The sequence below is a fragment of the Parabacteroides sp. KHUB-02 genome, from assembly GCF_056640955.1.
In genome coordinates this window covers 220661-241618 of record NZ_JBWQEV010000002.1, presented here as the reverse complement: position 1 = coordinate 241618, position 20958 = coordinate 220661, and the positions used below count along the sequence as shown (strand labels likewise).

The following is a 20958-nucleotide window of genomic DNA, read 5'->3' as shown; positions in this document are numbered from 1 at the left end:
TAAACTTAAAAAAATGTGTTGTACAATATCTTTTTTTATTTGCTCAATTATATTAATTAGCCCATCTTTGCATGCAGATAACCTAAACAATCTTTTTGCCTTAAAGACTAATACCTATTAAAAACCTATAAAGAGAGCCTTTGCGAAAAGGCTCTCTTTATGATTTTCAGGGGATTAGTAGTTCGTTTCCTCTATCTTTGAGGTGATTCTGCTAATAGCCTCATTCAGTTTGTCTTCGGGTAATATTACGTTAAAATCTCCCCAGAAACCCTCGTCGTAGTTGAAGTGAGTATCCGAGAAAACCGTGCGGGTGGGAAGGGATTCAATGCGTGAGAAGCGGTTCACATTGGCTGTATCTATCTTACAGGTAACCATTTCGAACCAAGTATGTAAAATATTTGTGTTAAAAAGTTGTCTTCTTTTTTTAATTTTAAAATGCAGATCTCCCCGGATATGGTTAATGTAGTAGGTGCCATTCCATTGCTTGTAAGATACCGTATAGGCTACTTTCTGGGGCGTGATCCGTAAATTCCTGCTTTTTCTCTCGACGAACATGCCGGCCGCTTGCTCGATATATTGGGGATTGACCTCAAAGTCCACTCTTAATAAGGCATTATTTTCCATGTCGATATATATCTGTCCCCGATAAAGCGGTTCATTGATACTCTTTCGTTGCTCGAAAGAGATGACGTTAGCAAGTCGATCACCCACTACCGTGATGTCGGTATGGGCGTATGTATAGGGTGAATCCGGGCTAGGATCCAGAAACTCCGGTAACTGTTTCATCAAGTCCAAGACAAGGCAGGAGTAGATACCCGACTTCATTTTTGTGATCAATGTGTCCTTTTCCTGCTCGTTACTGATGCGGCGCATCTTTAGTAGTTTCACTTGATCGGCCAAGGCATTGCTGTGGTAAGATGCCTTATATACCTTAAAAACAGCCTCGGTCAGTCCTACGAGTCCTTTTTTACGTTCAACGCCTTCTCTGTAAAATGTGGTAAGGTAAATCGGGTGCTGGGAATAATTGCTTCTTCTCTCGTTCAGCATCTCCTGTAATAAGCGTTTCGGATTGGTTAGACGCACGATAACTTCTTGGATGGAGATTACTTTAGGCTCTAGGGATAAGACGGTATGTTTATCTATTAACTCCCGACCATCTATCTCTTGGGGAAGATAGCCGATATGAGAGAAACGTACCTTGGATAATCGGAGTGAGTCCGGTAATTTCAATCGGAACTCTCCATTCTGGTTGGTGATGGTGCCGATAGCGGCCTCGCCGATTCCTACCGATCCGAACGCGATTGGCTCATGGGTATATTGATCCTGTAAAGAACCTTCTATCGAGAAATAGGTTTGTATGGAATCGGGAGTTACGGATGCGCTTTTAGGAGCGGAGGGACTCTCTGGCAGATAAAGCAAGAGATGGTTCTCTATCGTACGGATCGCCAGATTTTTATTACCGGTAATAGCGTATATAGCTTCTTGTATCGTATAATCTCCACCTTTTATCGATGTTGTTTGTTCATTATCGATAATCTTACTGTCGTATATAAAAAGATAGCCGGAACGTTCCGTGACGAGTCCCAGCAATTGGTAGATATTTCCTTTTGATTTAGGCAATCGTATGACCTGTCCCAGTACGTTACCATTCTGGGCATTCATAGGGATGAGAGCTACGAGTAACAGCAACCATCCTACGATCAGCTGTCTCAAGGTTCGGAAATCATCCATATATTATTTTGTTGCGTACATTTTAGTTTTAACGCCGCGCAGATCAGTTCAGCCATCGTTGCGGGTGAGTTATTATAGAAACTAACGGTCAGCCGTCTATTCTCTAAATCAGCCGTTGTCTTCAATGGCATCATCGGATACTCCAGATTAATTACATGCAAGATATCTCCTAAGCGCTCATCCTTAAACTGGATACGGCGGGTGTAATCGGAAAATTGTTCGTTATCTTGAGTCGGAGCTACTTGTAAACGGTTGGAGAATAAGGATACGGTTTGACCGGCCTTTACCAGCGTTTGTTCTCCGTTCTTCTTGAGTGTCACTTTCACTAATCCCCGGCGAACGGCCAATTCAAAGGCGCTTTTATCCGAGCTTTTGATATTGAATGAGGTTCCCAATACCTCGATCCGGGCCTGCTCTGTCTCGATTAGGAAAGGACGTTCCTTATTCCCGCTTACATCAAAAAGGGCGTTTCCTAATAGAGACACCTCTCTTTTTTCTCTTTGGAAATGTTCCGGATAGCTTAACTGGCTGTTATCGGCCAGATAAACGATAGACCCGTCTTCCAAAGTCGTGACCAAGGTGGTGGAAGCCTCGTTATTATGCAGGGTGAGCAGAGTGGTCTCCGGTGTCCGTTCTTGTCCAAGGAAAATAGCTGTAGCTACCGATACGCAAAGTATAATGATAGCGGCGGCCCATTTCATGAGTCCGATCCGGTATGGGATTTGTGTACCGGAAATTGGCTTATCCAGCAGCCCGTCTTGCTCCAAGCGAGTGTATAATTGTGCCCATGCTTGGTCTGTCTTCGATTTATTTTTTTCTATTTGATTCATAACTGTTAGGTATAATTCTCGATTTCTTTTCTTAGTGTTTGTAGTGCCTTGGTCATTTCCGCTTCTACTGTCTTTATGGACAATGAGAGGCTGGAGGCTATCTCCGCGTATTTCATTCCTTCGAAACGGTGCATCCGAAAGATCCGGAGGCGGCGTTCGGGCAATTTACCTAATGCCCGGTTGACCAAGGATTGCAATTCTTTGTACTCAAGTTGATCTTGCGGGGTATACGATTCGGATTCCGGATTCTCTCCGGCTAAAACCGTATTCCGGTATCGGTATCGTACTTCCCGATGCTCCAGATATTGTAAGGACCGGTTCCGGGTAGCTCCATAAAGGTAGTTCTTGATGGAACGTAAGATTGGAAGAGATTCTCTTTCTTTCCAGAATACATAAAACAAGTCCTGAACGATCTCCTCCGCGACTTCCTGCTCTCCTGTTATACTGGTCGCGTACAGGCAAAGAGGGGTATAATAAAGCCTGAAAATACTTTCGAATGCTTTAATATCCCCTTCCTTGATCTTTTTGAGTACGAACAAATCCATAATAATTTGGTTTCAACAGATAATTGATAATGGACAAAGATAATGATTTGTCCATATCATTGTCGATAGTATATTTACACGGTCAATTTTTATGTTGCTTCTTTAATTTATATACCGCATTCTCCAAAGACTCGGTAGGCTCGATAATGTTGTAAGCTCCCCAGAAGTTCTCGTCGGCGAAGTCCGATACCTTGTCGGATAGAGACTGATCCGCTTTAAAAGACATCCGGTAGGGGATGGAGTTATTTTGTTCTTTACCATCGGTAACGACCATCTCGGATACGATCGTGTAGTTGGTAGAGAAAAGTTTTCGTTTCCAGTCGCATTTAAAGCGAACCTCATTGCGGATATAACTCAGATAGCTCATGCCGTCACGTTCTTTGTAAGTTACGAGGAAAGCTACCTCCACGGGTTTAAATCGCAAGCCAAAAGGCTTTTTGCGGAGGATGGCCTCGGTAGCCTTATTCCGGTCATCCATGCTGAGGGCGAATTCCGCACGGCTGAAGGAAAGCCGTTCCTTATCGATATATAATTTGCCGTAATATAAAGCGTAAGGCAAGATCGCTTGAGGTTGGAAACTGATTACGTAATGCGGTCGGTCGTTTAACATCACGCTTTCTTCCATACGGAAGGCGTAATAAGGTAAGATATTCGGGTCGAGCAATAAATCCGGATTCTTCACTACATCCACGTAAACGGATAGGTTTGGGCCTCCCAATAATTTCACGGCTAATGTGTCGCTAGCCTTCTCGCTCAATAATTTACGTCCTTTATAGATCTGTACCCGATCCCGTTCCACGTTCCTGTCCTTATAGGGAGTTTTGTAAACATCGATAACCGCTTCCGAGATATTGATGTAACGACGGCCTTTTTGTGCGGTCTCCCGGTAGAACCCGGTAAGCATGCTACCTGTGGCGATGTAATTCTTATTTACTTTCTCAATCGCCTCCTCTACGATATATCGAGGATCTCCGGCCCGGATAATGACTTCGCTAAGCGTATTCATGTTCGGTTCGAGTAATACCGTACATTCTAATATGTCCTTATCGTTCACGGGGATCAAGCCATTCAAATATCCGATATGCGATACTTCTACTTGTCTGGCATGGAGGCCGTTTTTCACTTTGATAGAGAACTCACCGTCATTATTGGTGATCGTTCCCACGTTGGTTCCCGGAATAGAGATATTTACGTATTCCAGTTTTTTTCGTGTTTGCTTGTCTTTTACTACACCGCTGACAGTGATAAACTCATCGTCTGCGCTATCCTGTGCCTTTATAGAGGTTACACCGCAAGCCAACAGTATCATCAGGATAAATCCCATAGTTTGTTTACAGAGCGCTTTCATATTTGTATTGTTTTAATGGTAAATAATCACTTTGTACTTATATGATCGCCCAGGAAAGAAATACCCTATGGGATTTATCGAAAAAATCACACAACCTTTTGTCCGGGCTGCAAAGTCAACATTTCTTTAGGTACCGCTTTCTTGATGCTCTCTATTAAAATACCCGCTACGGTATGCCGGATAAAATCTTTACGGGTGACAAAGACGATCTCCCGTGTCGGCTTGGGAATGGCGAACGGACGTACCAATTCTTTCTGCTCTTTACTTAATTGCAGGGTAGCCAATTCCGGGATGAACGTAATACCGTTACCGCTTTCCACCATACGCATAAATGTCTCTAGGCTACCTAAACGGTAAGCGGCTTGGCGAACCTTTACCTTTTCCATCTGGCAGAAACGCATCAGCTGGTCACGGAAGCAATGTCCCTCGTCCAGCAGCCACAACCGCTCGTCGTTGATATCGGCGGTACGGATCAAATCCTTTTTGAAGATAGATTCATTATGAGCCACGTATCCGAAGAATTGCTCATAATATAATATGTCTCCTTGTAAATAGGATTCTGTGGGTTGGTTCGCTATGATAGCGGCATCGATTTCCCCGTTTTGCAGGGCGGCCATAGTGGGAGCGGTTTTCATTTCCAGCATACGGATGTCAAGATCCGTATGCTTTTCCGATAATTGCTGGAAAAAGCGAGGTAGCAAATAAGGGGCGATAGTCGGTAGCACCGCTAAGCGGAACGTACCTTTCAATGACTGTTCCTCCTCGTTCACGATATCTTTGATAAGAGAAGCTTGATAGAGGACATTTCTCGCTTGCTCAATAACCTTACGTCCGGCAGGTGTGGGGCGAACGGGCTGCAGGTTTCGATCGAACAATTTAATACCTAGTTCGTCTTCCAGCTTTTGGATCATCATACTCAATGTCGGTTGTGTCACCCTACAATGCTCTGCTGCCTTTGCGAAATGACGATAAGTATCCACCGCTAGGATATATTCGAGTTGCTGTATATTCATAGTACTTAATTTTACAAGCGTTAGAAATTAATGAAGACAAACTTACGGAAAAACGCTGGAATAATCGAATAAAAGTGGAAGAATAAAGCAACTTAATTTGAGTATTAGGCATTTAGGGGGAAATCGGGGAAGTTGGGTGAAAAGCCAAAATACATTTGCTTATCATGGAACAGACGAATGGGCTAACAGGATGATAGATTTACACAGAAAAAATATGTAACTTTGGAGAGTAATTTACAAATGGTTTACAGTCGTATATATAATGAGCTAAAAATTAATTGATTAAAGTATATGTCAGACAGTATCGTCATTATTCCTACATACAACGAGAAGGAGAATATTGAGAATATCATTCGTGCCGTGTTCGGGCTGGAGAAAGTGTTTCATATCTTGGTGATCGATGATGGCTCTCCGGATGGGACGGCGGCTATCGTGAAGGGCTTGCAGAAGGAGTTCCCGGAGCGTCTTTTTATCGTGGAGCGTAAAGGGAAGCTGGGATTGGGTACCGCTTATATCCGGGGTTTTAAATGGGCTATCGAGCATAAATATGATTTTATTTTCGAGATGGACGCCGATTTCAGTCATAATCCCAATGACCTGCCGAAGCTATACGCCGCTTGTACCGCACAGGGTGCCGACGTAGCCATCGGGTCGAGGTATTGCAACGGGGTGAATGTGGTGAACTGGCCGTTGGGCCGTGTGTTGATGTCTTATTTCGCCTCGGTGTATGTCCGTATCGTCACGGGTATGAAGATACAGGATACGACGGCGGGCTTTAAATGTTACCGCCGTGAGGTGCTGGAGACGATCGATCTGGACCGTGTCCATTTCAAGGGATACGCCTTTCAGGTGGAGATGAAGTTTACGGCTTATAAGTGCGGCTTCAAGCTCGTGGAGGTGCCGATCATCTTTATCAACCGTGCCTTGGGTGTCTCCAAGATGAACTCTTCGATATTCGGGGAGGCTTTATTCGGCGTCCTTCAATTGAAATGGTGGAGTTTCTTCAGGAAGTATCCGAGGAAACATGCGAGCCATGCCTAATGAAAACAGAGTTTGACAATTTATAATAGAATAAGAAAGATGAATAAAATATTAATCCAAAATCCGAGAATCATCAACGAGGGCCGTTCTTTTATCGGCTCGGTGTTGGTGGAGGGGGATAAGATCGCGGCGGTGTTCGAGGGGGAGGTTCCCGGGAATGTGCGTGCCGAGGCGAACCAAGTGATCGACGCTACGGGGAAATGGTTGATACCGGGCGTCATCGATGATCAGGTGCATTTCCGGGAGCCCGGGCTTACCCATAAGGGGGATATCGGGACCGAGAGCCGTGCGGCCGTGGCCGGTGGCGTGACGACCTTCATGGACATGCCGAACACGAAGCCACAGACCACGACGATCGCCGATCTGGAATGGAAATTCAACCGTGCCGCCGAGGTCTCCCGTGCGAATTACTCCTTCTTCTTCGGTGGGACAAACGATAATATGGACGAGATCCGCAGGCTGGATCGTAGCCGTGTGCCGGGACTGAAACTCTTCCTCGGCTCGTCTACGGGAAATATGCTGGTGGACAAGAAAGACTCGTTGGAGCGTATCTTCGGCGAGGCCGGTATGCTGATCGCCATCCATGCGGAGAAAGAGGAGGTGATCCGGCGTAATATCCAGTATTACACGAACCTGCATGGCGAGGATCTGGATATCTCTTTCCATAGCAAGATCCGTAGCGAGGAGGCCTGCTACCAATGCTCGGCCGAGGCGGTTGAACTGGCTACCCGCTTGGATTCCCGTTTGCATATCCTGCATCTCTCCACGGAGAAGGAATTATCGTTGCTCAGTAACCATCTTCCCTTGAGCGAGAAAAAGATAACCGGCGAGGTCTGCGTGCACCATCTGTGGTTTCATGACGGCGACTACGCCCAATTCGGTAATCGTATCAAGTGGAATCCCGCTATCAAGACGATCGAGGATCGCGCGGCGCTGCGTGAGGCGGTCAATAACAATACGATCGATATCGTGGCTACCGACCATGCCCCGCATCTACCGGAGGAGAAGCAAGGCTCTTGCTTGAAGGCGGCTTCCGGAGGACCGCTTATCCAGCACTCCTTGATCACGATGTTGGAGCTGGCGATGGAAGGCCGTTTCACGTACGAGAAGGTGGTCGAGAAGATGGCGCATATGCCGGCGGAGCTGTTTCGTATCGATAGGAGGGGATACATCCGTCCCGGATACTACGCCGATATCGTATTGATCGATCCGGAGCAGACTTGGACGGTATCGAAGGAGAATATCTTGTACAAATGCGGCTGGTCTCCTTTCGAGGGCTATACGTTCCACCATGGCGTATGGAAGACTTTCGTGAATGGCGAGTTGGCCTATGGCGATGGAGAGGTGAATGACGCCGTGAGAGGTAAAGAAGTCCGTTATCTATAGCAGTAGAGACGGGGCATGCCCCCGTCTCATCCTATCTATTGGATATCGATCAGTTTATGGGTTTGCAGACTTAGTCTCCACCGGGGATGCCGGAGGATGTAATCCACTACCTCTTTCGTATTTTGGCAGGAGCAGGGTTGCAGGAAATGGTACCGTGCGGGGATTTCGGCGTATGCGGACAGGTCTTGCCCGGTATAAACCACCTTTATCTCGTCGACTCTTTCCAATACCACCGGGGCGTTCTCCTTGGGCGAGCAAGTCACCCAGTCGATGCCGTCGGGCAAGGGGCGTGTGCCGTTGGTCTCGATACAGATCTGTTTCCCCGCCTCACGTAAGCGGGATATAAGCGCCTTGTCGATCCACAGGCTAGGTTCTCCTCCCGTCAGGATTACCATCCGTGCGGGAAAGGAAGATACCTTCTCCACGATCTCCTCGTCCGTCATCATTACGCCCTCCTCGTGGCGGGTGTCGCAGAAGCTACATCTCAGGTTGCAACCGGAGAAGCGGACGAATACGGCGGGAGTCCCCGTATGGAACCCTTCGCCTTGCAAGCTGTAGAATATCTCGTTAATCTTCCTCATAGATCGCCGTGTTACCCTCAGACTCTTTTACCTCTACCTTGAAACAAGACGGGATCTGCTCGTATACCCAAAAGGCTATGTTCTCCGCCGTCGGGTTGAAAGGCAAGATATCGTTCAAGTTCTGGTGGTCCAACAGGGATTTCACCGATCTCTTGATATGACTGAAATCGACTACCATGCCATCGGCGTTTAATTCCTTGGAGCGGCAATAAACCGTGATCATCCAATTGTGACCATGTAGATTCTCACATTTGCTGGGGTAGGACAATCTCAAGCTATGGGAAGCGGAGATCTCCATACGTTTAATTACGGTATACATACGATAATAATGTTTATACGATAAATAATAATGTACCTAATGTCACCTCGGCACACAAAAAAATCCCGGATATTAATCCGGGATGCAAATATACGAAATATTTAGTTTGTTTGTACGACACTTGTCTACGATCGGTAGAGACAGGCGGTACGTCGATCGGCTATGCCTCTTGGTTCAGCGCCTTCATCGAGAACAGGAAGATCGTTCCTTTGCCCTCGCCCTCGGACTCGAACCAAAGCTTTCCTCCATGAAGCTCCACGAAGTCCTTGCAAAGCATCAATCCCAGACCGGAGCCTTTCTCGTTCTTCGTCCCGTAGGTCGTGAAATGCGAGTCTTGTTTCAAGAGCTTGTCTTGATCCTCTTTCTTGATGCCCTTGCCGGTATCTTTCACGCTAACGGTTACGAAATCCCCCTCGGAGCGTGAGGATAAGGTGATCGTGCCCCCCTCGAAACTAAACTTCATGGCGTTAGAGATCAGGTTACGGATAATCGTCTTGAGCATATCGATATCGACCAAGCCTACCAGCTCTTTATCCAGATTTTCTAGGATAATCTTCACGCCTTTTTGCGCCGCCATCGGGACATACATCTCGGCGGTACTGTCGATGATACTGTTTATGTCGGTCTGTTGCTTATATACGTGCTGCTTGTTCAAGCGGTTCTTGGCCCATTTCAGCAGGTTGTCCAGCAAGAGGAAGATCTCCTCGGAGGTCTTGTTCATCATCTGGATCATCTCGTACACCTCGTCGCCTACCCGCTCCTTGTCCACCATCATCAAGATGGCGTTATTCATCATTTTCAACGAGCCTAGCGGGGAACGCAGGTCATGGGCGATAACGGAGTATAGCGTATCCCTAGACTCGATCGTGTTCTCCAGCTCGGCCTTGATGCGCTTGATGCTGTAAAGCTCGTAGCGGTGGGCCACCCTCTTCACCAGCTCCTCACGTTGGAAAGGCTTTGTGACGTATTCGGTGGCGCCCAATTGGTAACCTTTCACGATGCTTTGCATATCGCTTAGGGCGGACATGATAATCACGGGTATATCCGTAGTCTCGGGATTGCTTTTCAGATGCTGGAGGACCTCATATCCGTCCATCTCAGGCATCATGATATCGAGTAATATCAGATTTGGGTGTTTCTCGTTAGCTATGCGTAGCGCTTTTGTCCCGCTGTCGCAAGTCAAAAGCGTATATCCCTCTTTCTTCAGTATGGCTTGTACTAGCATGACGTTTGTAGGGACATCATCTACGATAAGAACTTTATACTCTGAGGCCAATTTATCCATTGTATCTAAATTGTGTTCTAGTTTTCTTGATATTCAAATAGTATCAATAGCGCAAAAGTATTAATTAAAGTCGACATATAACGACTATTTATCCATCTATTTTTTTATTTTTTTATCCCGCGCCTCGTTTGGCTTTTTCCCAAGCGCCTGTGCCTTTATGCTTAGCGAGATAGCTATACCCTCGTATGACATTGATATTCATGAATAAAAAGTAATAAGGAATGAATAATAGCTTGTTCCGGATGTTCCGTTTTTCCATTTTATACCCCAAGTATCCCAGCAGGTAAAACGCTAATTGCAGGGCAAGGATGACCGTGTAAAGGGTATGCCCGGTACAGGCAAGGAGCAGGTTGAGGGGCAGGAGGGCGAAGAGCACGACCGGCGTCAGCGTCCAGCGCAGTACCCGGTGGCTGATGTATTGGAAGCTCAGTATCCCGTACCGGAAGATATTCAATAATCCCCGTAGCCGCCATACCGATTGCAATCCTCCGGCCGATATGCGTACTTTACGTTTCTCCTCCTCCCGCATGTTCAGGGAGGCGCCCTCGAGGGCGTACGCCTCTTTGCTGTAAGCGATCTTATAGCCTTTCATCGCTATGCGCAGGGAGAGGATGAAATCGTCCAGTAGGGTATCCGGGGGCATCTGCTCGAAGAGGGAGGTACGGATGGCGAAGAGCTCGCCTGCCGCCCCGACGGCGGAGTATAACCGGTAGTCCAGTCGCTTGAGGGCGGACTCGTATTTCCAGTATATGCCTTCTCCGGCGGTGGCTCCTTGCTCGGCTTGTATCTCTACCCGTTTCTCTCCGGCCACGCAGCCTACCCGTGGGTCGCTGAACTGGCGTATGATCTCCTTGATGGCGCCCTTGTTCAGCATCGTGTTGGCGTCGGTGAAGATGACGTAGGGAGTATTGACGTAGGGGAGGGCCCGGTTCAAGGCGGCGGTCTTTCCTTGTCGCCGCGGTTGGTACAGTACGGTGACCTCCGGGTACTCTTTCAGTCTCTCATTCGTGTTGTCATTGCTTCCATCGGTGATCCAGACCAGTCTCAGCTTATCCGCCGGATAATCCAGTTGTCTGCAATTCACCATCTTGCTCGCCACGATCGCCTCCTCGTTGTAGGCGGCTATCAGCAACGTGGCCTCCGGTAGTGTCTCGGGAAGGCGGGGGAGCCGGGGTTTAACGAACAGCTCCTTGATCTTGACCATAAGGTATAATACGATCCCATACCCCAGATAGGTATAGAAAACGATCCCGATCCCGATCCAGAAGAGGATCTCAATGACTTGACAGCTCTTTTCCATAAAATCTATTTAATTGAAGTGAAACCATTTTTGAAGTATATCCTTGATTTTAAATTTGATGGCTAAATTCACCAAATTGATTTTTATAGTTATAGGTAAACTGTAAAAAATGTATATAGCAAGAAAACGAAGGTAAGAGGTACTACAGATAATTCGGTTAGGTAGTTGGAAATTTCGAGTTAATAAAGAGCATGCGAGTTTTTTCCTTTCTTGTTTTTCCATTTTGTTATCTACGCATAATATTCTGTAGGCATGATATAGGCCCATGAACATGGTATCGAAGAGCAAACAGGGATAAATTGAGTGTGCTCTTAAGTGGGCTATATAGGCTCTTTTTGTTTTTTCTATTTCTGCGTAGCTGATACTTAATTTCATCGAATACCCTTGTGTCTTGATCTTTGAGGTTGTGGATTCTGGATTTATAGTATAATACAAGGTTTGATCGGATATTAATTGGCAAGACTTTGCGGATATAATAACTTGATATGTGAACCAGCAATCCTCTACCAGTTGATGAGGTATACACTGTATATTATGGGATTTTAAAAAGTTTAAATTATAAAGTTTGTTCCAGCTCATTACATATATATCATTGTTTTGTGCATATCGATATTGTGCGACTGGTAAATCATCTCCTTGGATTAAAATCGGGCTATACGTATAAGTAGGGTAGGTCTTTCCTGAGAGATCTTTCTTCATGTGTGATGCTGCGATGAAATCAACTGGATGTTCTTGCATTTTATGTACGAGAATTTCTATACATGTAGGGATGATCTCATCGTCACTATCCATAAAAAACAGATACTCGCCTTGCGCATTATCAATGGCAGTATTTCTTGTAGCCCCAAGGCCAATATTATACGGATGCTCGATGATACGGACATCCTTTCCTCTTGGATGATCTTTAATAATTCTATGGACAATGTCCATGGAATCATCTTGCCCTTTATCGTCTACTATTAAATATTCTATATTATCATATGTTTGGTTTAATGCGGATAGTAACGCTCTTTCTACGAATAGAGACACGTTATAAATAGGTATTGCTAAAGAAACTTTATACATAACTTTGTTATTTTGAGTTATTGTTTATGAAATAAATACCATCTTTTATTCCTTTAAACAAAAATGGAATAAGATGGAATTTTGCTTGAATCGTAAATATTAGAATCTTTTTGCAAAGAGCAAATGTCGTTTGATATATATATGAACATATACGAATTCTTTTTTTTGATAAAATGCGCTGGGCAAATATGAGACGATTTCGGGTGTGATAATATATACGCAAAGGACTCTCAATACCCACACTAGCGCTTTCCTTATGATAGATTATAGCTTTGGGCTCAAACCAAATAGAGGATCCAGTCTTTTGAATTTGAGTACACCAATCTAACTCTTCATAATAAAGGAAGTAGAATTCTGGCATTTTCCCGAATTTTTGTATGTCAATCGCCTTGACTGCCATGGCAGCTCCATGAGCGAATGAGGTTTCATGCGCTTCTTCGAACTGTCCTTGGTCTAACTGATCATAGCCAATGGAGGTGTTCCGGAGCGTTATGTAGCTCATTGGTGTGGAACCTGCGTATTGTAAACGTTCTTTTTCGGGCCAACAAGCTATTTTAGGAGAGACGCATCCTATTCGAGGATTGCTGTCCAGTCTATTTACTAATGCTTTTAGGAATGGTTGGGTAATGATTGTATCATTGTTAAGAAGTAATAAATAATAGCCTGTGGCATATGATATTCCCAAGTTATTACCACCGGCGAATCCAAGGTTTTTCTCACTCCGTATAACCTGTATGTCTGGGAACTTGGATTGGAGAAGCTTATGTTCCAGAGGGTCGGTAGAAGCGTTGTCTACGACAATGATCTCATGAGGATAAGTCTCATGGATAGCCAAGGATTCTATCATCTCGACGGTATCTTTCAACCCGTTATAATTGATAGTGATAATGGAGACTTTTTTAATCATGGCTTTCTTCTTTTTTTATCGTTATGTCATGTGGAGTGCTCTGAAAGCTCGTATCCTTGTTTTTTATCCGGATGAATGAGGCTATATATCCTTTTGTCAAGATGAAAAAAAGGAAGGGAAGCTTCGACAGATTCCTGTAAAGTTTCCGTGTATGCATCTTGCGGGGAATGGCCAGCGTATATGTCAAGATGCTGATTAATATCAGTCCATACCATTTCAGGGCAAGCGGGAAAGTTGTGAGGCTCCATGCCAAGGCGAGGAGAGACGGGATGATCAGTTTTAATATTCTCGGGAGCGGGAACCATTGGACCGCCTTGTCCATATAATTCCAGTTGAGGGTACGGAGGTCGAGATGCCGTATGATCAAAGAGAATGCCAGCAGTTGGGCGTGGAACCAGCGGGATCTTTGCCGTGCCATGACCTCTTGGCGTGAGGTCTTCTCGTCGTACACGAGGATGTCCTCGGCGTAATCGACAAAGATATTTTCCGTGGCGAGATAGATCTCCAGCTCCTTGTCCTCGGCGAAAGTGCCGCATTGGGGCATGTGGGATTTCAGCCATCCGAAGTCGAATACCATGCCGGAGCCTATCAAGGAGGAGGAGATCCCGACATTGACCCGCCCCTTGCGGAAGATGGTGTTGTTGATCTCCTCGGAGATACCGTCCCATACCGCTATCGGCGTATTGTCGTTCTTGAGGGTACGGTGCGCTTGCAGGGCGATGTTGTCTTGCGTGATATCGTTGACCCGGGTCAGGAAATCCGTATCCGTGAGGTTGTCGGCATCGAGGATGACGACTTTATCGATTCCCCCCTTCAGGTATTCCAAGGCGTAGGTGATGGACTTATGTTTCATGCTATGCTTGAAATCCGGCGTGAGGAGCTCGATCGGGAGCTTGGCGAGCGCTTGGTTCGTTTCCTCCCGCATATGGTCCGATACCACGATCACCCGGTATTTGTCCGCCGGATAGTCTTGCAGGAGGATGCGCTCCACGGATTCCTGTATGACTTGGTCTTCCTTATAGGCGGCGAAGATGACGGCGAACTTCTGGAGCCGTATGCTCCGGTGCTTCCGGTACCTCCTCCGAAAAAAGGACGCCAACGTAAAAAATAGGTCATAGCCTATGAAAAAGGCGATGAAAATGAATAGGGCGATATCTATGTAGATCAACAAGTGCATTCGCTTTTTTTTACAAAAGTACTTATAATTTTCAATAAGAGTTTGATTCTGCCGTTTTTTCTCACCTAAGGGGGCCATATCTTTCCCAGCGAGCTCAGCGCCGCCGAGAGTATCAGCCCCCAGCCCAGCAGGTTCAAGGGGCCGGGCGAGGGGTGGACGAGAGCGAGAGTATCGCCCCGATAGCCGCCAACGCCGCCTCCCGCATGTCTAGCAGGAGGGAGAGTACCGCCAGCAGGAAGAGGCTGGCCAAGGCGAGCAGGCGGAAGTGGGGGAAAGGGGGGCGTGGGCTCCGTGGGAGTGTCGGTCGTGTCATGGGGCGGTTGTTTTTGGGGCGTGTGAGATCCTAGGTTTAGCAAGAAATCCAGCAGGCTGCGGACGAAGGCAAGTATTTGTCGTATCTTATTCATATCAATTGTTGTTTTTTAGGGATGAGTAAATCGGTTCGATCTCGTGGCAGAGCTGTACCAGCGTCTCCCGGTAGCGCTCCCGGTTGTCGCCGTTCAGCTCGCTGATGTAGGGGCTGTAGGCGATGGCCTTGGCGTAGTCGGCGGGGAAACGGCTCATGGCGGCGGCCTGCGGGTAGGAGCAGACGAGGAGGCGGGCGAAGTCGAGGTAGGAGTTGCGTGCCGAGTCGTAGCGGCGGAACAGCAACTCGCCCCGCTTGTATCGGGCGGTGACGCGGCCCCCGTGCCAGAAGGCGTTGCTCGCCCCGTAGCCGGTGATGCCGAAATGGTTGTTGGCCTCCCGGGCTAGGCGGGAGGTGCCCCAGCCGCTTTCTAGGGCGGCTTGGGCAAGGAGGATGATGGGGTTTAGGTGGAAGCGGTCGCCGGCGGACTGGGCGTCGGCAAGGTGGGTGGAGATATAGGCTTGTTTCATGATATATACGATGAATTATGATTTGATTTTTCTTGGAAAATTAATCTTAAATTACTATCTTTGAATAAGTTAATAAATAAACAGCATCAGTATGGAAAAGCGGGAGACCGGTGTCGGCGCCTATTATTTTTGTGATATAGCGATGAGTTATTTTCCCTTATTGTCGAAGAAGAAAGCCTCGGATAAGCTGTCCCGGTGGATACGTGTCAGCGGAAAGTTGATGGAGCGGCTGGAGGAGTGCGGATGGCATCCCCGCCAACGGATCTTATCGCCCCGTCAGCGGGAGTGCATCGTTTCTCATCTAGGGGAGCCTTGAGTCAGATTTCGTCGGGGGATTCGCTGTCGCCTCCTCCCGGGGCGGGTGCGTCGGGCACGATCTTCTCGAACTTGGCGAGGCCGGTGACGCTCTTTAGCGTCACGCTCGGACGGAAGACGATCCGGGGACGTTTGATAAGGGAGGCGTTGAAGTCGGACTCCAGCTTGGTGCCCTTGCTGCCGATCACGGCTTGGAAGTGGCCGAGATCGCCCAGCTGGACGGTCTCCCCTTTCTGGAGGCGTTGCTTGAGGATGTAGAGAAGGCCGTCTACCACGACCTGCACGTCGCCCCGTGAGGCGGTGCTGCGGTCGGCGATCTGGTCGCACAGCTCCTCGAAATCGCAGGTGCCGGTGGACTTGTTCACGGCGTAATACAACTTGGAGCCGGCGGCGGCTCCCTTGGTCATGTCTTTTCGTAAGACTAATCGGTACTTGATCGGCATAATGTCTGGTGTTTTTTTGATTACGTTGTAAAGGTACGACATGCCGCCGGTGGGATTCCGGTCAACGGGGACGAAGGGGGGCGAGGTCGGGTGAATGGGGGTAAAGAGGTGGATTTTGAGTGAATAACGCTTGGTTTTCTAACGAAATAAGCGTATGTTTGCCCAATCAAAATTCGATTGACATGAAAAATTTACGGTATGAAAGAGAAAGACAAGCGGCGAGACGTGAGAGGTGAGTCCCGTGAACGGGCGAAGTGCCAGCGTGAGACGTTGGGCAAATATTTTTACGATTTGTCAAAACTGACGTTCACGGCATTGGTGCTGGGTGGAATAGCTATGTTATTCCAATCGGAAAAGATAGAGATAAGTATGATTGGAATGTTCATGGTAGGGATCTTGTTCTCTGTCGGGTTAGCTTTCTGTGGTAATAAAATCTTGAAATAATAAAGAGCTATGAATCCATTGACATTTCTTTTCGGGGTAATGCTATTGATACTTGTGGTGTTTATCGTTTGGATGTACACGCCATCCGGCAAGCGTTGGTTGGATAGCATGAAATAAAAGGACTATCGTATTTCCGGTCCGGACACTACTGTGTTTGGCTTCGGATACTACTGTGTTGGCTTCCCGGCACAATAGTGTTCGGTGCCAAACACGGTAGTTTTTTTTGTCTCCCCCCTATATCCCCTCCGGCAGGATACTTTGGCTTTGCAATTCCTTGGCGATACGGTCGCTTAGGGCGAAGTGATTCTCGAGCGTGGCTTGTAGGCGCAGGCGCTCTTCGGGTGTCGCCGCCGTGCGGACGGACTCCAAGGCCCGGGCTAGCTTCCGGTGCGCGAAGGACTCGCCGTAGAGGAGCACTTGGAAGCGGGTCTCGCCGGGAAGCCGTTCGTCCGGTACCGGCCCGGTATCTTGCGGCGCGGAGGCCCGGAGGGAGAGGACAAGGGCGGAGAGCCGCTCGTCCGCTATCCCGTCCGGGTGCTTGCCCTCGGATAGGAGGTGGAGCAAGTGGGCGTGTTCCGGGTCCTCTAGGGGAAGCTCGTTGTCCGCCAGTTCGCCAGAGACCCATGCGGGCAGGGAAATCTCGTTTCCGTCGGGGTCGTAGAACATCCGGTCATGGTGCGTGAGGCAAAAACGCAGTAACGCCCTTTCTCGTGGCAGGGCGTGCGTGAGGCCTGCGACTTTCTTCCTCGGTGCCGCTGCCGCTACGCTTTTCGGGTCTGTGGCGACAGACATTTCCTGCCGTAATACCTCCATCGGTATACCCGTCGCCCCGGATAGCTCCCCAAGCCTCCGGTACACGGCCAGCGGGGAGGAGAGGAGGCCGATCTCGCCCAACGCCCCGTTGATGGCGGTGGTGTCCGTGCGAGGGCGGGAAGCCGCTTGGCGGATGCGGTAGGAGAGGTAATCGAGGGTACCCTCCCGTGCTAGGCGTGCCAGCTCGTCGCTCCCTTTCCGGCGGTACACCTCGTCCGGGTCCATGCCGTCGGGTAGGGGAAGTAGGCTGACGGCGCATCCCTCGGACAGGAGCATATGGGCGCACCGGACCGTGTTCTGCCGTCCCGCCGGATCGGGATCGAGAGAGAGCGTCACCTGCCCGGCCAGCCTCCGTATCGCCCGGATATGCTCCTCGGTGAGCGCCGTGCCGCATAGCCCCACGGCGTACCGTATGCCGGAGGCGTGGAAGGCGAGCACGTCCTTGTATCCCTCGCAAAGCAGGATGCGCCCCTCGGAGCGTACGGCCTTTACCGCCTTGTGCAGGCCGTAGAGGATATGCCCCTTGTGGTAGGCGGGACTGTCGGGGGAGTTGACGTATTTCCGCCCCTTCTCCGACGGGGCAAGGCTCCGTCCGGCGAACCCGGCCACCTGCCCCCCGGTGGTGTGTACCGGGAAGACGAGCCGGCCGAGGAAGGGGCGGAACGCCGGGGGGGCGTCGGGCGGGCAAAGTCCCACGCCGAAGCCGCGGTAGGTCTCTTCCAGCCCATGGCGATCCTCTATCGTACGTGCCGTACCTACGGGGTGGCCCGGTAGCAGGCCGCTAGCGAACGAGGCGTTCGCCAGCAACAACGCTTCCCGCTCGTCCCGCCGCCGCTCACGACCAGCGGCAGCGGTCTCTTCCACCTCGATATTGTATTTGCGTGCCAGTAGGCGTACTGCCTCCTCGAAGCCGCATCCCTCCATGTGGCACACGAGCCGTATCGGGTCCGCCGCCTCGCCGCAACTGAAGCACTTCCCGATGTTCCTCGCCGGGGAGACGCGGAAGGAGGGATGCCGCTCGTCGTGGAACGGGCACAGCGCCACGAAGTCCTTCCCCGAGCGATGTAGCGTGAGGTAACCGGAGGCTACCTCGTCGATGCGGGCCGTCTCCCGCACCTTGCGCAGCGTATCGTCCGTCAGCATTCGAAGAGGCCCTTTCCCTTCGGTTTAGGCTCCGCTGCCCGGGCCTTGCGGACGCATGCCGGCTGGGTGTCGTCCCAGAAGGAGGTCACGCCCTCGTTGTGCATGAAGCGCACGTGTCCCAGCTCGCCTTGGCGGTTCTTGGCCAGCAGGATCGTGCCCCTCCCCCGGGTAGGCAGGTGCGTATCCGGGTCCTCGTGTATGTTCACCACGGAGAGGCGGCTGATGAAGGCCACCGTATCGGCGTCCTGCTCGATAGAGCCGGAGTCCCGGAGGTCGGATAGCTGGTGCCTGAAGGAGTAGGTCCCCCTCGTCTCGCAATTGCGGTTCAGCTGGCAGAGCAGCACGATCGGTATCTCCTCGTCCATCGCCGTAATCTTGGCCTTGCGGGTGATGTTCGAGATGGCCTCGTTTGGGGTCTGCCCCTTGTCGTCCCGGTTTACTAGCTGCAAGTAATCGATGATGGCGAGGGAACACTTCCCTTGCCGCCTCCTGAGGGAGATATCGCAGCGTATCTCGTCTATTTGGATGTCCGAGCGTTGGTTGATACATATCGGCAATTCTTTCAGCTGCCGGCTCGCCTCCTCCAAGGCTCTCATCTCCTCCTCGGTGGCGGTTCCCTTGGTGATCTTCGAAGGCTCCACGTCGGCTATCTGTCCCAGCATCCTGAAGATCAGCTGTTCCCTCGACATCTCCAGGCTGTAGACGCAAACCGGTACCCCTTGCTTGGCGGCGTTCACCGCCATGAAAAGGGCGAAGGCCGTCTTTCCCATGCCCGGGCGGGCGGCGAACACGTGGAGCGAGCCTGTCCGCAACCCTCCCATAAGCCTGTCCAGTCCCCCCAGCCCGGTATGTATGCCCGCCGTACCGCCCCGGGCTACCCGCTCGCGTATCTCCCGTACCCGTGCCATGGCCTCGGCGGTGGCGGTAGGCATGTCCGGTATCTCGTGGGTGAGGGAGAGCTGCTCGCCCAGTTCATCGGCCACCGTTCCCAGTTCCGATATCAGCTTTTGCGTATCCCGGTCGTCGGCCGCCGCCTTATGCGCCAGCTCGTGGCACCTCAGGATAAGCCGCCTTGCCACGAAGGCCTCCCTTATGTACTGGCAATGCTGCCGTACGAACTCTCCGCCTACCTCCATGTAGCCGTCTTGCCGGGCCAGCTCGAAGAGGTCGGGCAGTTGCCCGGCCCTCTCCGGCGAGAGCCTCCGTATCTCTTTCTCCACCGAGAGTATATCCGTTCCTTCCCCCTTCCCGTGAAGGCTGAGGTAGGCCTCTATCGCCAAGGCGATATCCGGGTGGGTGAACATCTCGGGCCTTATCCTGAAGGCGATCTCGGGAAGGCTCTTGCGTGAGGCCAGCAGCCCGAAGAGCAGGGCTTTCTCCGCTTTCCGCTCTTCGGGTAGCGTGAGGCTGGCGGGGAGGGAGGTAGGGGTTAGCGTTTTCTTATTTGCCATAAGATGTTTTGTTTAGTATGAACGACTGATAATTGATAATTTCCACCGCCATACCGTGATCTAGTTTTTTCTTGGTTATCACGCTGCTTTGTTCTAGCTCTTCCAATCCTTTCCGTATGGCATAGACCGTGCAGCCAAGATAAGTGGCCAGCTCGGGTATTTTCACGATACATTGCCCTTTCTGGATGGTGTATGTGTCATTTTTCCATGGACATTGGTAAGGGCTATAGGCGACTTTGCTGTACAGGTACAGCATGATCCCTATTTGCGTCGGGATCCGCTTTCCCTTGCAACAATTTCTTATGAGCATATCCAAGAAAACTCTGGGATAGCGGATGTAGCCGTTCTTCCGTAGCTCATCCGTGTTGAATAGTTTATACATAATGTTTTGAATTATACCCCTTTAGGGCGTGTTAATAAATATCGTACTCTGAATCGCATTCTAGATCAAACTCTGAACTTCTTAATCCTTAGCGGATAAGCTTGGAATCGTTGCTTTTTTTCGCCACGATTTCGCACCGCTATATATAAATATACAAGGGAGTTATTAAAAGATTTAAATAGGAAACGTGTCGTTTCCGTCTTTTTTGAAGAACCATTTCATTTAGATCGTTTTTTCACAATGGCCGTAAATCATGAATGAATAAATATTCCACTCTTTTTTTATGAAGATCGTGAGGATTTATAATTGTTGTTTAAATCTCTGCAAAGATCGGAATAAAATTGCGATAAAACAAAATATATACGAAGATATTAAATGTTTACAAACATGTGTTATAGTACGCTTTATTTAGATAGTAATAGCTAAATTTATGGAGGATTATTATGTGATGTTAATTGGAAAATAGATATTTTTTTAGGGATTGAATATTTTAATAAACTATGAGTGATTGTGCAGCCTTGAGGCTGATTCTAGACACTAAAATATATTTGTAGATAATGGCC

Annotated in this window: 21 protein-coding genes; 4 read left to right on the top strand and 17 right to left on the bottom strand. The window is 49.0% G+C overall.

What is annotated here, in order from left to right:
- Positions 1 to 174: 174 nt before the first annotated feature.
- The 5 genes from ACYIA1_RS21530 to ACYIA1_RS21510 form a co-directional block, all read right to left on the bottom strand.
- Positions 175 to 1731 (bottom strand): STN and carboxypeptidase regulatory-like domain-containing protein, encoded by a 1557-nt coding sequence (locus ACYIA1_RS21530; RefSeq protein WP_122297336.1) that lies wholly within the window; start codon positions 1729 to 1731, stop codon positions 175 to 177.
- Complete coding sequence (locus tag ACYIA1_RS21525) at positions 1710 to 2561, bottom strand: FecR family protein (RefSeq protein WP_005868343.1); 852 nt, start codon at positions 2559 to 2561, stop codon at positions 1710 to 1712. The genes ACYIA1_RS21530 and ACYIA1_RS21525 overlap by 22 nt, the downstream gene beginning before the upstream one ends.
- 5 nt (positions 2562 to 2566) lie before the next feature.
- Positions 2567 to 3106, bottom strand: coding sequence for an RNA polymerase sigma-70 factor (locus ACYIA1_RS21520; protein WP_005856513.1), 540 nt, complete (start codon positions 3104 to 3106; stop codon positions 2567 to 2569).
- Between the two features lie 82 nt (positions 3107 to 3188).
- Positions 3189 to 4454: a carboxypeptidase-like regulatory domain-containing protein gene (locus tag ACYIA1_RS21515; RefSeq protein ID WP_005868347.1), complete on the bottom strand. Its 1266-nt coding sequence runs from the start codon at positions 4452 to 4454 to the stop codon at positions 3189 to 3191.
- A gap of 86 nt (positions 4455 to 4540) precedes the next feature.
- Positions 4541 to 5467, bottom strand: a complete 927-nt coding sequence (locus ACYIA1_RS21510) for a hydrogen peroxide-inducible genes activator (RefSeq protein WP_005868349.1) — start codon at positions 5465 to 5467, stop codon at positions 4541 to 4543.
- Between the two features lie 291 nt (positions 5468 to 5758).
- Here ACYIA1_RS21510 and ACYIA1_RS21505 point away from each other — a divergent pair, with 291 nt between their 5' ends.
- Both ACYIA1_RS21505 and ACYIA1_RS21500 read left to right on the top strand, forming a co-directional pair.
- Positions 5759 to 6508: a polyprenol monophosphomannose synthase gene (locus ACYIA1_RS21505; protein WP_008780511.1), complete on the top strand. Its 750-nt coding sequence runs from the start codon at positions 5759 to 5761 to the stop codon at positions 6506 to 6508.
- Between the two features lie 39 nt (positions 6509 to 6547).
- Positions 6548 to 7894 carry a dihydroorotase gene (locus tag ACYIA1_RS21500; protein WP_121960921.1) on the top strand — a complete coding sequence of 449 codons (1347 nt, stop codon included), beginning with the start codon at positions 6548 to 6550 and terminating at the stop codon, positions 7892 to 7894.
- A 35-nt stretch (positions 7895 to 7929) separates the two neighbouring features.
- On the opposite strand, the gene ACYIA1_RS21495 is transcribed toward ACYIA1_RS21500, so the two are convergent.
- The 8 genes from ACYIA1_RS21495 to ACYIA1_RS21460 form a co-directional block, all read right to left on the bottom strand.
- Positions 7930 to 8475, bottom strand: coding sequence for a 7-carboxy-7-deazaguanine synthase QueE (locus ACYIA1_RS21495; protein ID WP_005868354.1), 546 nt, complete (start codon positions 8473 to 8475; stop codon positions 7930 to 7932).
- A complete protein-coding gene (locus ACYIA1_RS21490) occupies positions 8462 to 8794 on the bottom strand; it encodes a 6-pyruvoyl trahydropterin synthase family protein (RefSeq protein ID WP_005856525.1) in 333 nt (110 codons plus the stop codon). Before ACYIA1_RS21490 ends, ACYIA1_RS21495 begins: the two co-directional genes overlap by 14 nt.
- A gap of 160 nt (positions 8795 to 8954) precedes the next feature.
- Entirely contained in the window at positions 8955 to 10079 is a 1125-nt protein-coding gene (locus ACYIA1_RS21485) for a hybrid sensor histidine kinase/response regulator (RefSeq protein WP_048927378.1), read from the bottom strand.
- 112 nt (positions 10080 to 10191) lie between these two features.
- Positions 10192 to 11379 (bottom strand): glycosyltransferase family 2 protein, encoded by a 1188-nt coding sequence (locus tag ACYIA1_RS21480; RefSeq protein ID WP_480336376.1) that lies wholly within the window; start codon positions 11377 to 11379, stop codon positions 10192 to 10194.
- A gap of 9 nt (positions 11380 to 11388) precedes the next feature.
- Complete coding sequence (locus ACYIA1_RS21475; RefSeq protein ID WP_057327136.1) at positions 11389 to 12444, bottom strand: glycosyltransferase family 2 protein; 1056 nt, start codon at positions 12442 to 12444, stop codon at positions 11389 to 11391.
- Positions 12445 to 12451: 7 nt separating this feature from the next.
- Positions 12452 to 13351: a glycosyltransferase family 2 protein gene (locus ACYIA1_RS21470; protein ID WP_480336375.1), complete on the bottom strand. Its 900-nt coding sequence runs from the start codon at positions 13349 to 13351 to the stop codon at positions 12452 to 12454.
- Positions 13344 to 14528, bottom strand: a complete 1185-nt coding sequence (locus ACYIA1_RS21465) for a glycosyltransferase family 2 protein (protein WP_009017924.1) — start codon at positions 14526 to 14528, stop codon at positions 13344 to 13346. The genes ACYIA1_RS21470 and ACYIA1_RS21465 overlap by 8 nt, the downstream gene beginning before the upstream one ends.
- Positions 14529 to 14936: 408 nt before the next feature.
- A complete protein-coding gene (locus ACYIA1_RS21460; protein WP_009017926.1) occupies positions 14937 to 15404 on the bottom strand; it encodes a glucosaminidase domain-containing protein in 468 nt (155 codons plus the stop codon).
- A gap of 91 nt (positions 15405 to 15495) precedes the next feature.
- On the opposite strand from ACYIA1_RS21460, the gene ACYIA1_RS21455 reads away from it, so the two are divergent.
- The gene (locus tag ACYIA1_RS21455; RefSeq protein WP_005856539.1) at positions 15496 to 15720 is read left to right on the top strand and encodes a DUF4248 domain-containing protein; all 225 of its coding nucleotides are present in this window, start codon (positions 15496 to 15498) and stop codon (positions 15718 to 15720) included.
- 1 nt (position 15721) lies between these two features.
- Here ACYIA1_RS21455 and ACYIA1_RS21450 read toward each other — a convergent pair whose 3' ends face one another.
- On the bottom strand, positions 15722 to 16162 hold the full coding sequence (locus ACYIA1_RS21450) for an HU family DNA-binding protein (RefSeq protein WP_005868367.1): 441 nt from the start codon (positions 16160 to 16162) through the stop codon (positions 15722 to 15724).
- 198 nt (positions 16163 to 16360) lie between these two features.
- Between ACYIA1_RS21450 and ACYIA1_RS21445 the strand changes: the two genes are divergently transcribed.
- Complete coding sequence (locus ACYIA1_RS21445) at positions 16361 to 16606, top strand: DUF6722 family protein (RefSeq protein ID WP_005868368.1); 246 nt, start codon at positions 16361 to 16363, stop codon at positions 16604 to 16606.
- 234 nt (positions 16607 to 16840) lie between these two features.
- Here the strand turns inward: ACYIA1_RS21445 and ACYIA1_RS21440 are convergent, their stop codons facing one another.
- Genes ACYIA1_RS21440 through ACYIA1_RS21430 form a run of 3 tightly spaced genes read right to left on the bottom strand, consistent with a single transcriptional unit; the run spans position 16841 to position 20395 of the window.
- Positions 16841 to 18562: a DNA primase gene (locus tag ACYIA1_RS21440; protein WP_434344396.1), complete on the bottom strand. Its 1722-nt coding sequence runs from the start codon at positions 18560 to 18562 to the stop codon at positions 16841 to 16843.
- On the bottom strand, positions 18556 to 20013 hold the full coding sequence (locus ACYIA1_RS21435) for a replicative DNA helicase (RefSeq protein ID WP_005868371.1): 1458 nt from the start codon (positions 20011 to 20013) through the stop codon (positions 18556 to 18558). The genes ACYIA1_RS21440 and ACYIA1_RS21435 overlap by 7 nt, the downstream gene beginning before the upstream one ends.
- A complete protein-coding gene (locus ACYIA1_RS21430; protein WP_005868373.1) occupies positions 20003 to 20395 on the bottom strand; it encodes a hypothetical protein in 393 nt (130 codons plus the stop codon). The genes ACYIA1_RS21435 and ACYIA1_RS21430 overlap by 11 nt, the downstream gene beginning before the upstream one ends.
- Between the last annotated feature and the right edge of the window lie 563 nt (positions 20396 to 20958).

What these genes read in the sequence shown, in the direction of transcription:
- ACYIA1_RS21530 (WP_122297336.1), bottom strand. Translation starts at nt 1,731, where the DNA reads ATGGATGATTTCCGAACCTTGAGACAGCTGATCGTAGGATGGTTGCTG.
- ACYIA1_RS21525 (WP_005868343.1), bottom strand. Translation starts at nt 2,561, where the DNA reads ATGAATCAAATAGAAAAAAATAAATCGAAGACAGACCAAGCATGGGCA.
- ACYIA1_RS21520 (WP_005856513.1), bottom strand. Translation starts at nt 3,106, where the DNA reads ATGGATTTGTTCGTACTCAAAAAGATCAAGGAAGGGGATATTAAAGCA.
- ACYIA1_RS21515 (WP_005868347.1), bottom strand. Translation starts at nt 4,454, where the DNA reads ATGAAAGCGCTCTGTAAACAAACTATGGGATTTATCCTGATGATACTG.
- ACYIA1_RS21510 (WP_005868349.1), bottom strand. Translation starts at nt 5,467, where the DNA reads ATGAATATACAGCAACTCGAATATATCCTAGCGGTGGATACTTATCGT.
- ACYIA1_RS21505 (WP_008780511.1), top strand. Translation starts at nt 5,759, where the DNA reads ATGTCAGACAGTATCGTCATTATTCCTACATACAACGAGAAGGAGAAT.
- ACYIA1_RS21500 (WP_121960921.1), top strand. Translation starts at nt 6,548, where the DNA reads ATGAATAAAATATTAATCCAAAATCCGAGAATCATCAACGAGGGCCGT.
- ACYIA1_RS21495 (WP_005868354.1), bottom strand. Translation starts at nt 8,475, where the DNA reads ATGAGGAAGATTAACGAGATATTCTACAGCTTGCAAGGCGAAGGGTTC.
- ACYIA1_RS21490 (WP_005856525.1), bottom strand. Translation starts at nt 8,794, where the DNA reads ATGTATACCGTAATTAAACGTATGGAGATCTCCGCTTCCCATAGCTTG.
- ACYIA1_RS21485 (WP_048927378.1), bottom strand. Translation starts at nt 10,079, where the DNA reads ATGGATAAATTGGCCTCAGAGTATAAAGTTCTTATCGTAGATGATGTC.
- ACYIA1_RS21480 (WP_480336376.1), bottom strand. Translation starts at nt 11,379, where the DNA reads ATGGAAAAGAGCTGTCAAGTCATTGAGATCCTCTTCTGGATCGGGATC.
- ACYIA1_RS21475 (WP_057327136.1), bottom strand. Translation starts at nt 12,444, where the DNA reads ATGTATAAAGTTTCTTTAGCAATACCTATTTATAACGTGTCTCTATTC.
- ACYIA1_RS21470 (WP_480336375.1), bottom strand. Translation starts at nt 13,351, where the DNA reads ATGATTAAAAAAGTCTCCATTATCACTATCAATTATAACGGGTTGAAA.
- ACYIA1_RS21465 (WP_009017924.1), bottom strand. Translation starts at nt 14,528, where the DNA reads ATGCACTTGTTGATCTACATAGATATCGCCCTATTCATTTTCATCGCC.
- ACYIA1_RS21460 (WP_009017926.1), bottom strand. Translation starts at nt 15,404, where the DNA reads ATGAAACAAGCCTATATCTCCACCCACCTTGCCGACGCCCAGTCCGCC.
- ACYIA1_RS21455 (WP_005856539.1), top strand. Translation starts at nt 15,496, where the DNA reads ATGGAAAAGCGGGAGACCGGTGTCGGCGCCTATTATTTTTGTGATATA.
- ACYIA1_RS21450 (WP_005868367.1), bottom strand. Translation starts at nt 16,162, where the DNA reads ATGCCGATCAAGTACCGATTAGTCTTACGAAAAGACATGACCAAGGGA.
- ACYIA1_RS21445 (WP_005868368.1), top strand. Translation starts at nt 16,361, where the DNA reads ATGAAAGAGAAAGACAAGCGGCGAGACGTGAGAGGTGAGTCCCGTGAA.
- ACYIA1_RS21440 (WP_434344396.1), bottom strand. Translation starts at nt 18,562, where the DNA reads ATGCTGACGGACGATACGCTGCGCAAGGTGCGGGAGACGGCCCGCATC.
- ACYIA1_RS21435 (WP_005868371.1), bottom strand. Translation starts at nt 20,013, where the DNA reads ATGGCAAATAAGAAAACGCTAACCCCTACCTCCCTCCCCGCCAGCCTC.
- ACYIA1_RS21430 (WP_005868373.1), bottom strand. Translation starts at nt 20,395, where the DNA reads ATGTATAAACTATTCAACACGGATGAGCTACGGAAGAACGGCTACATC.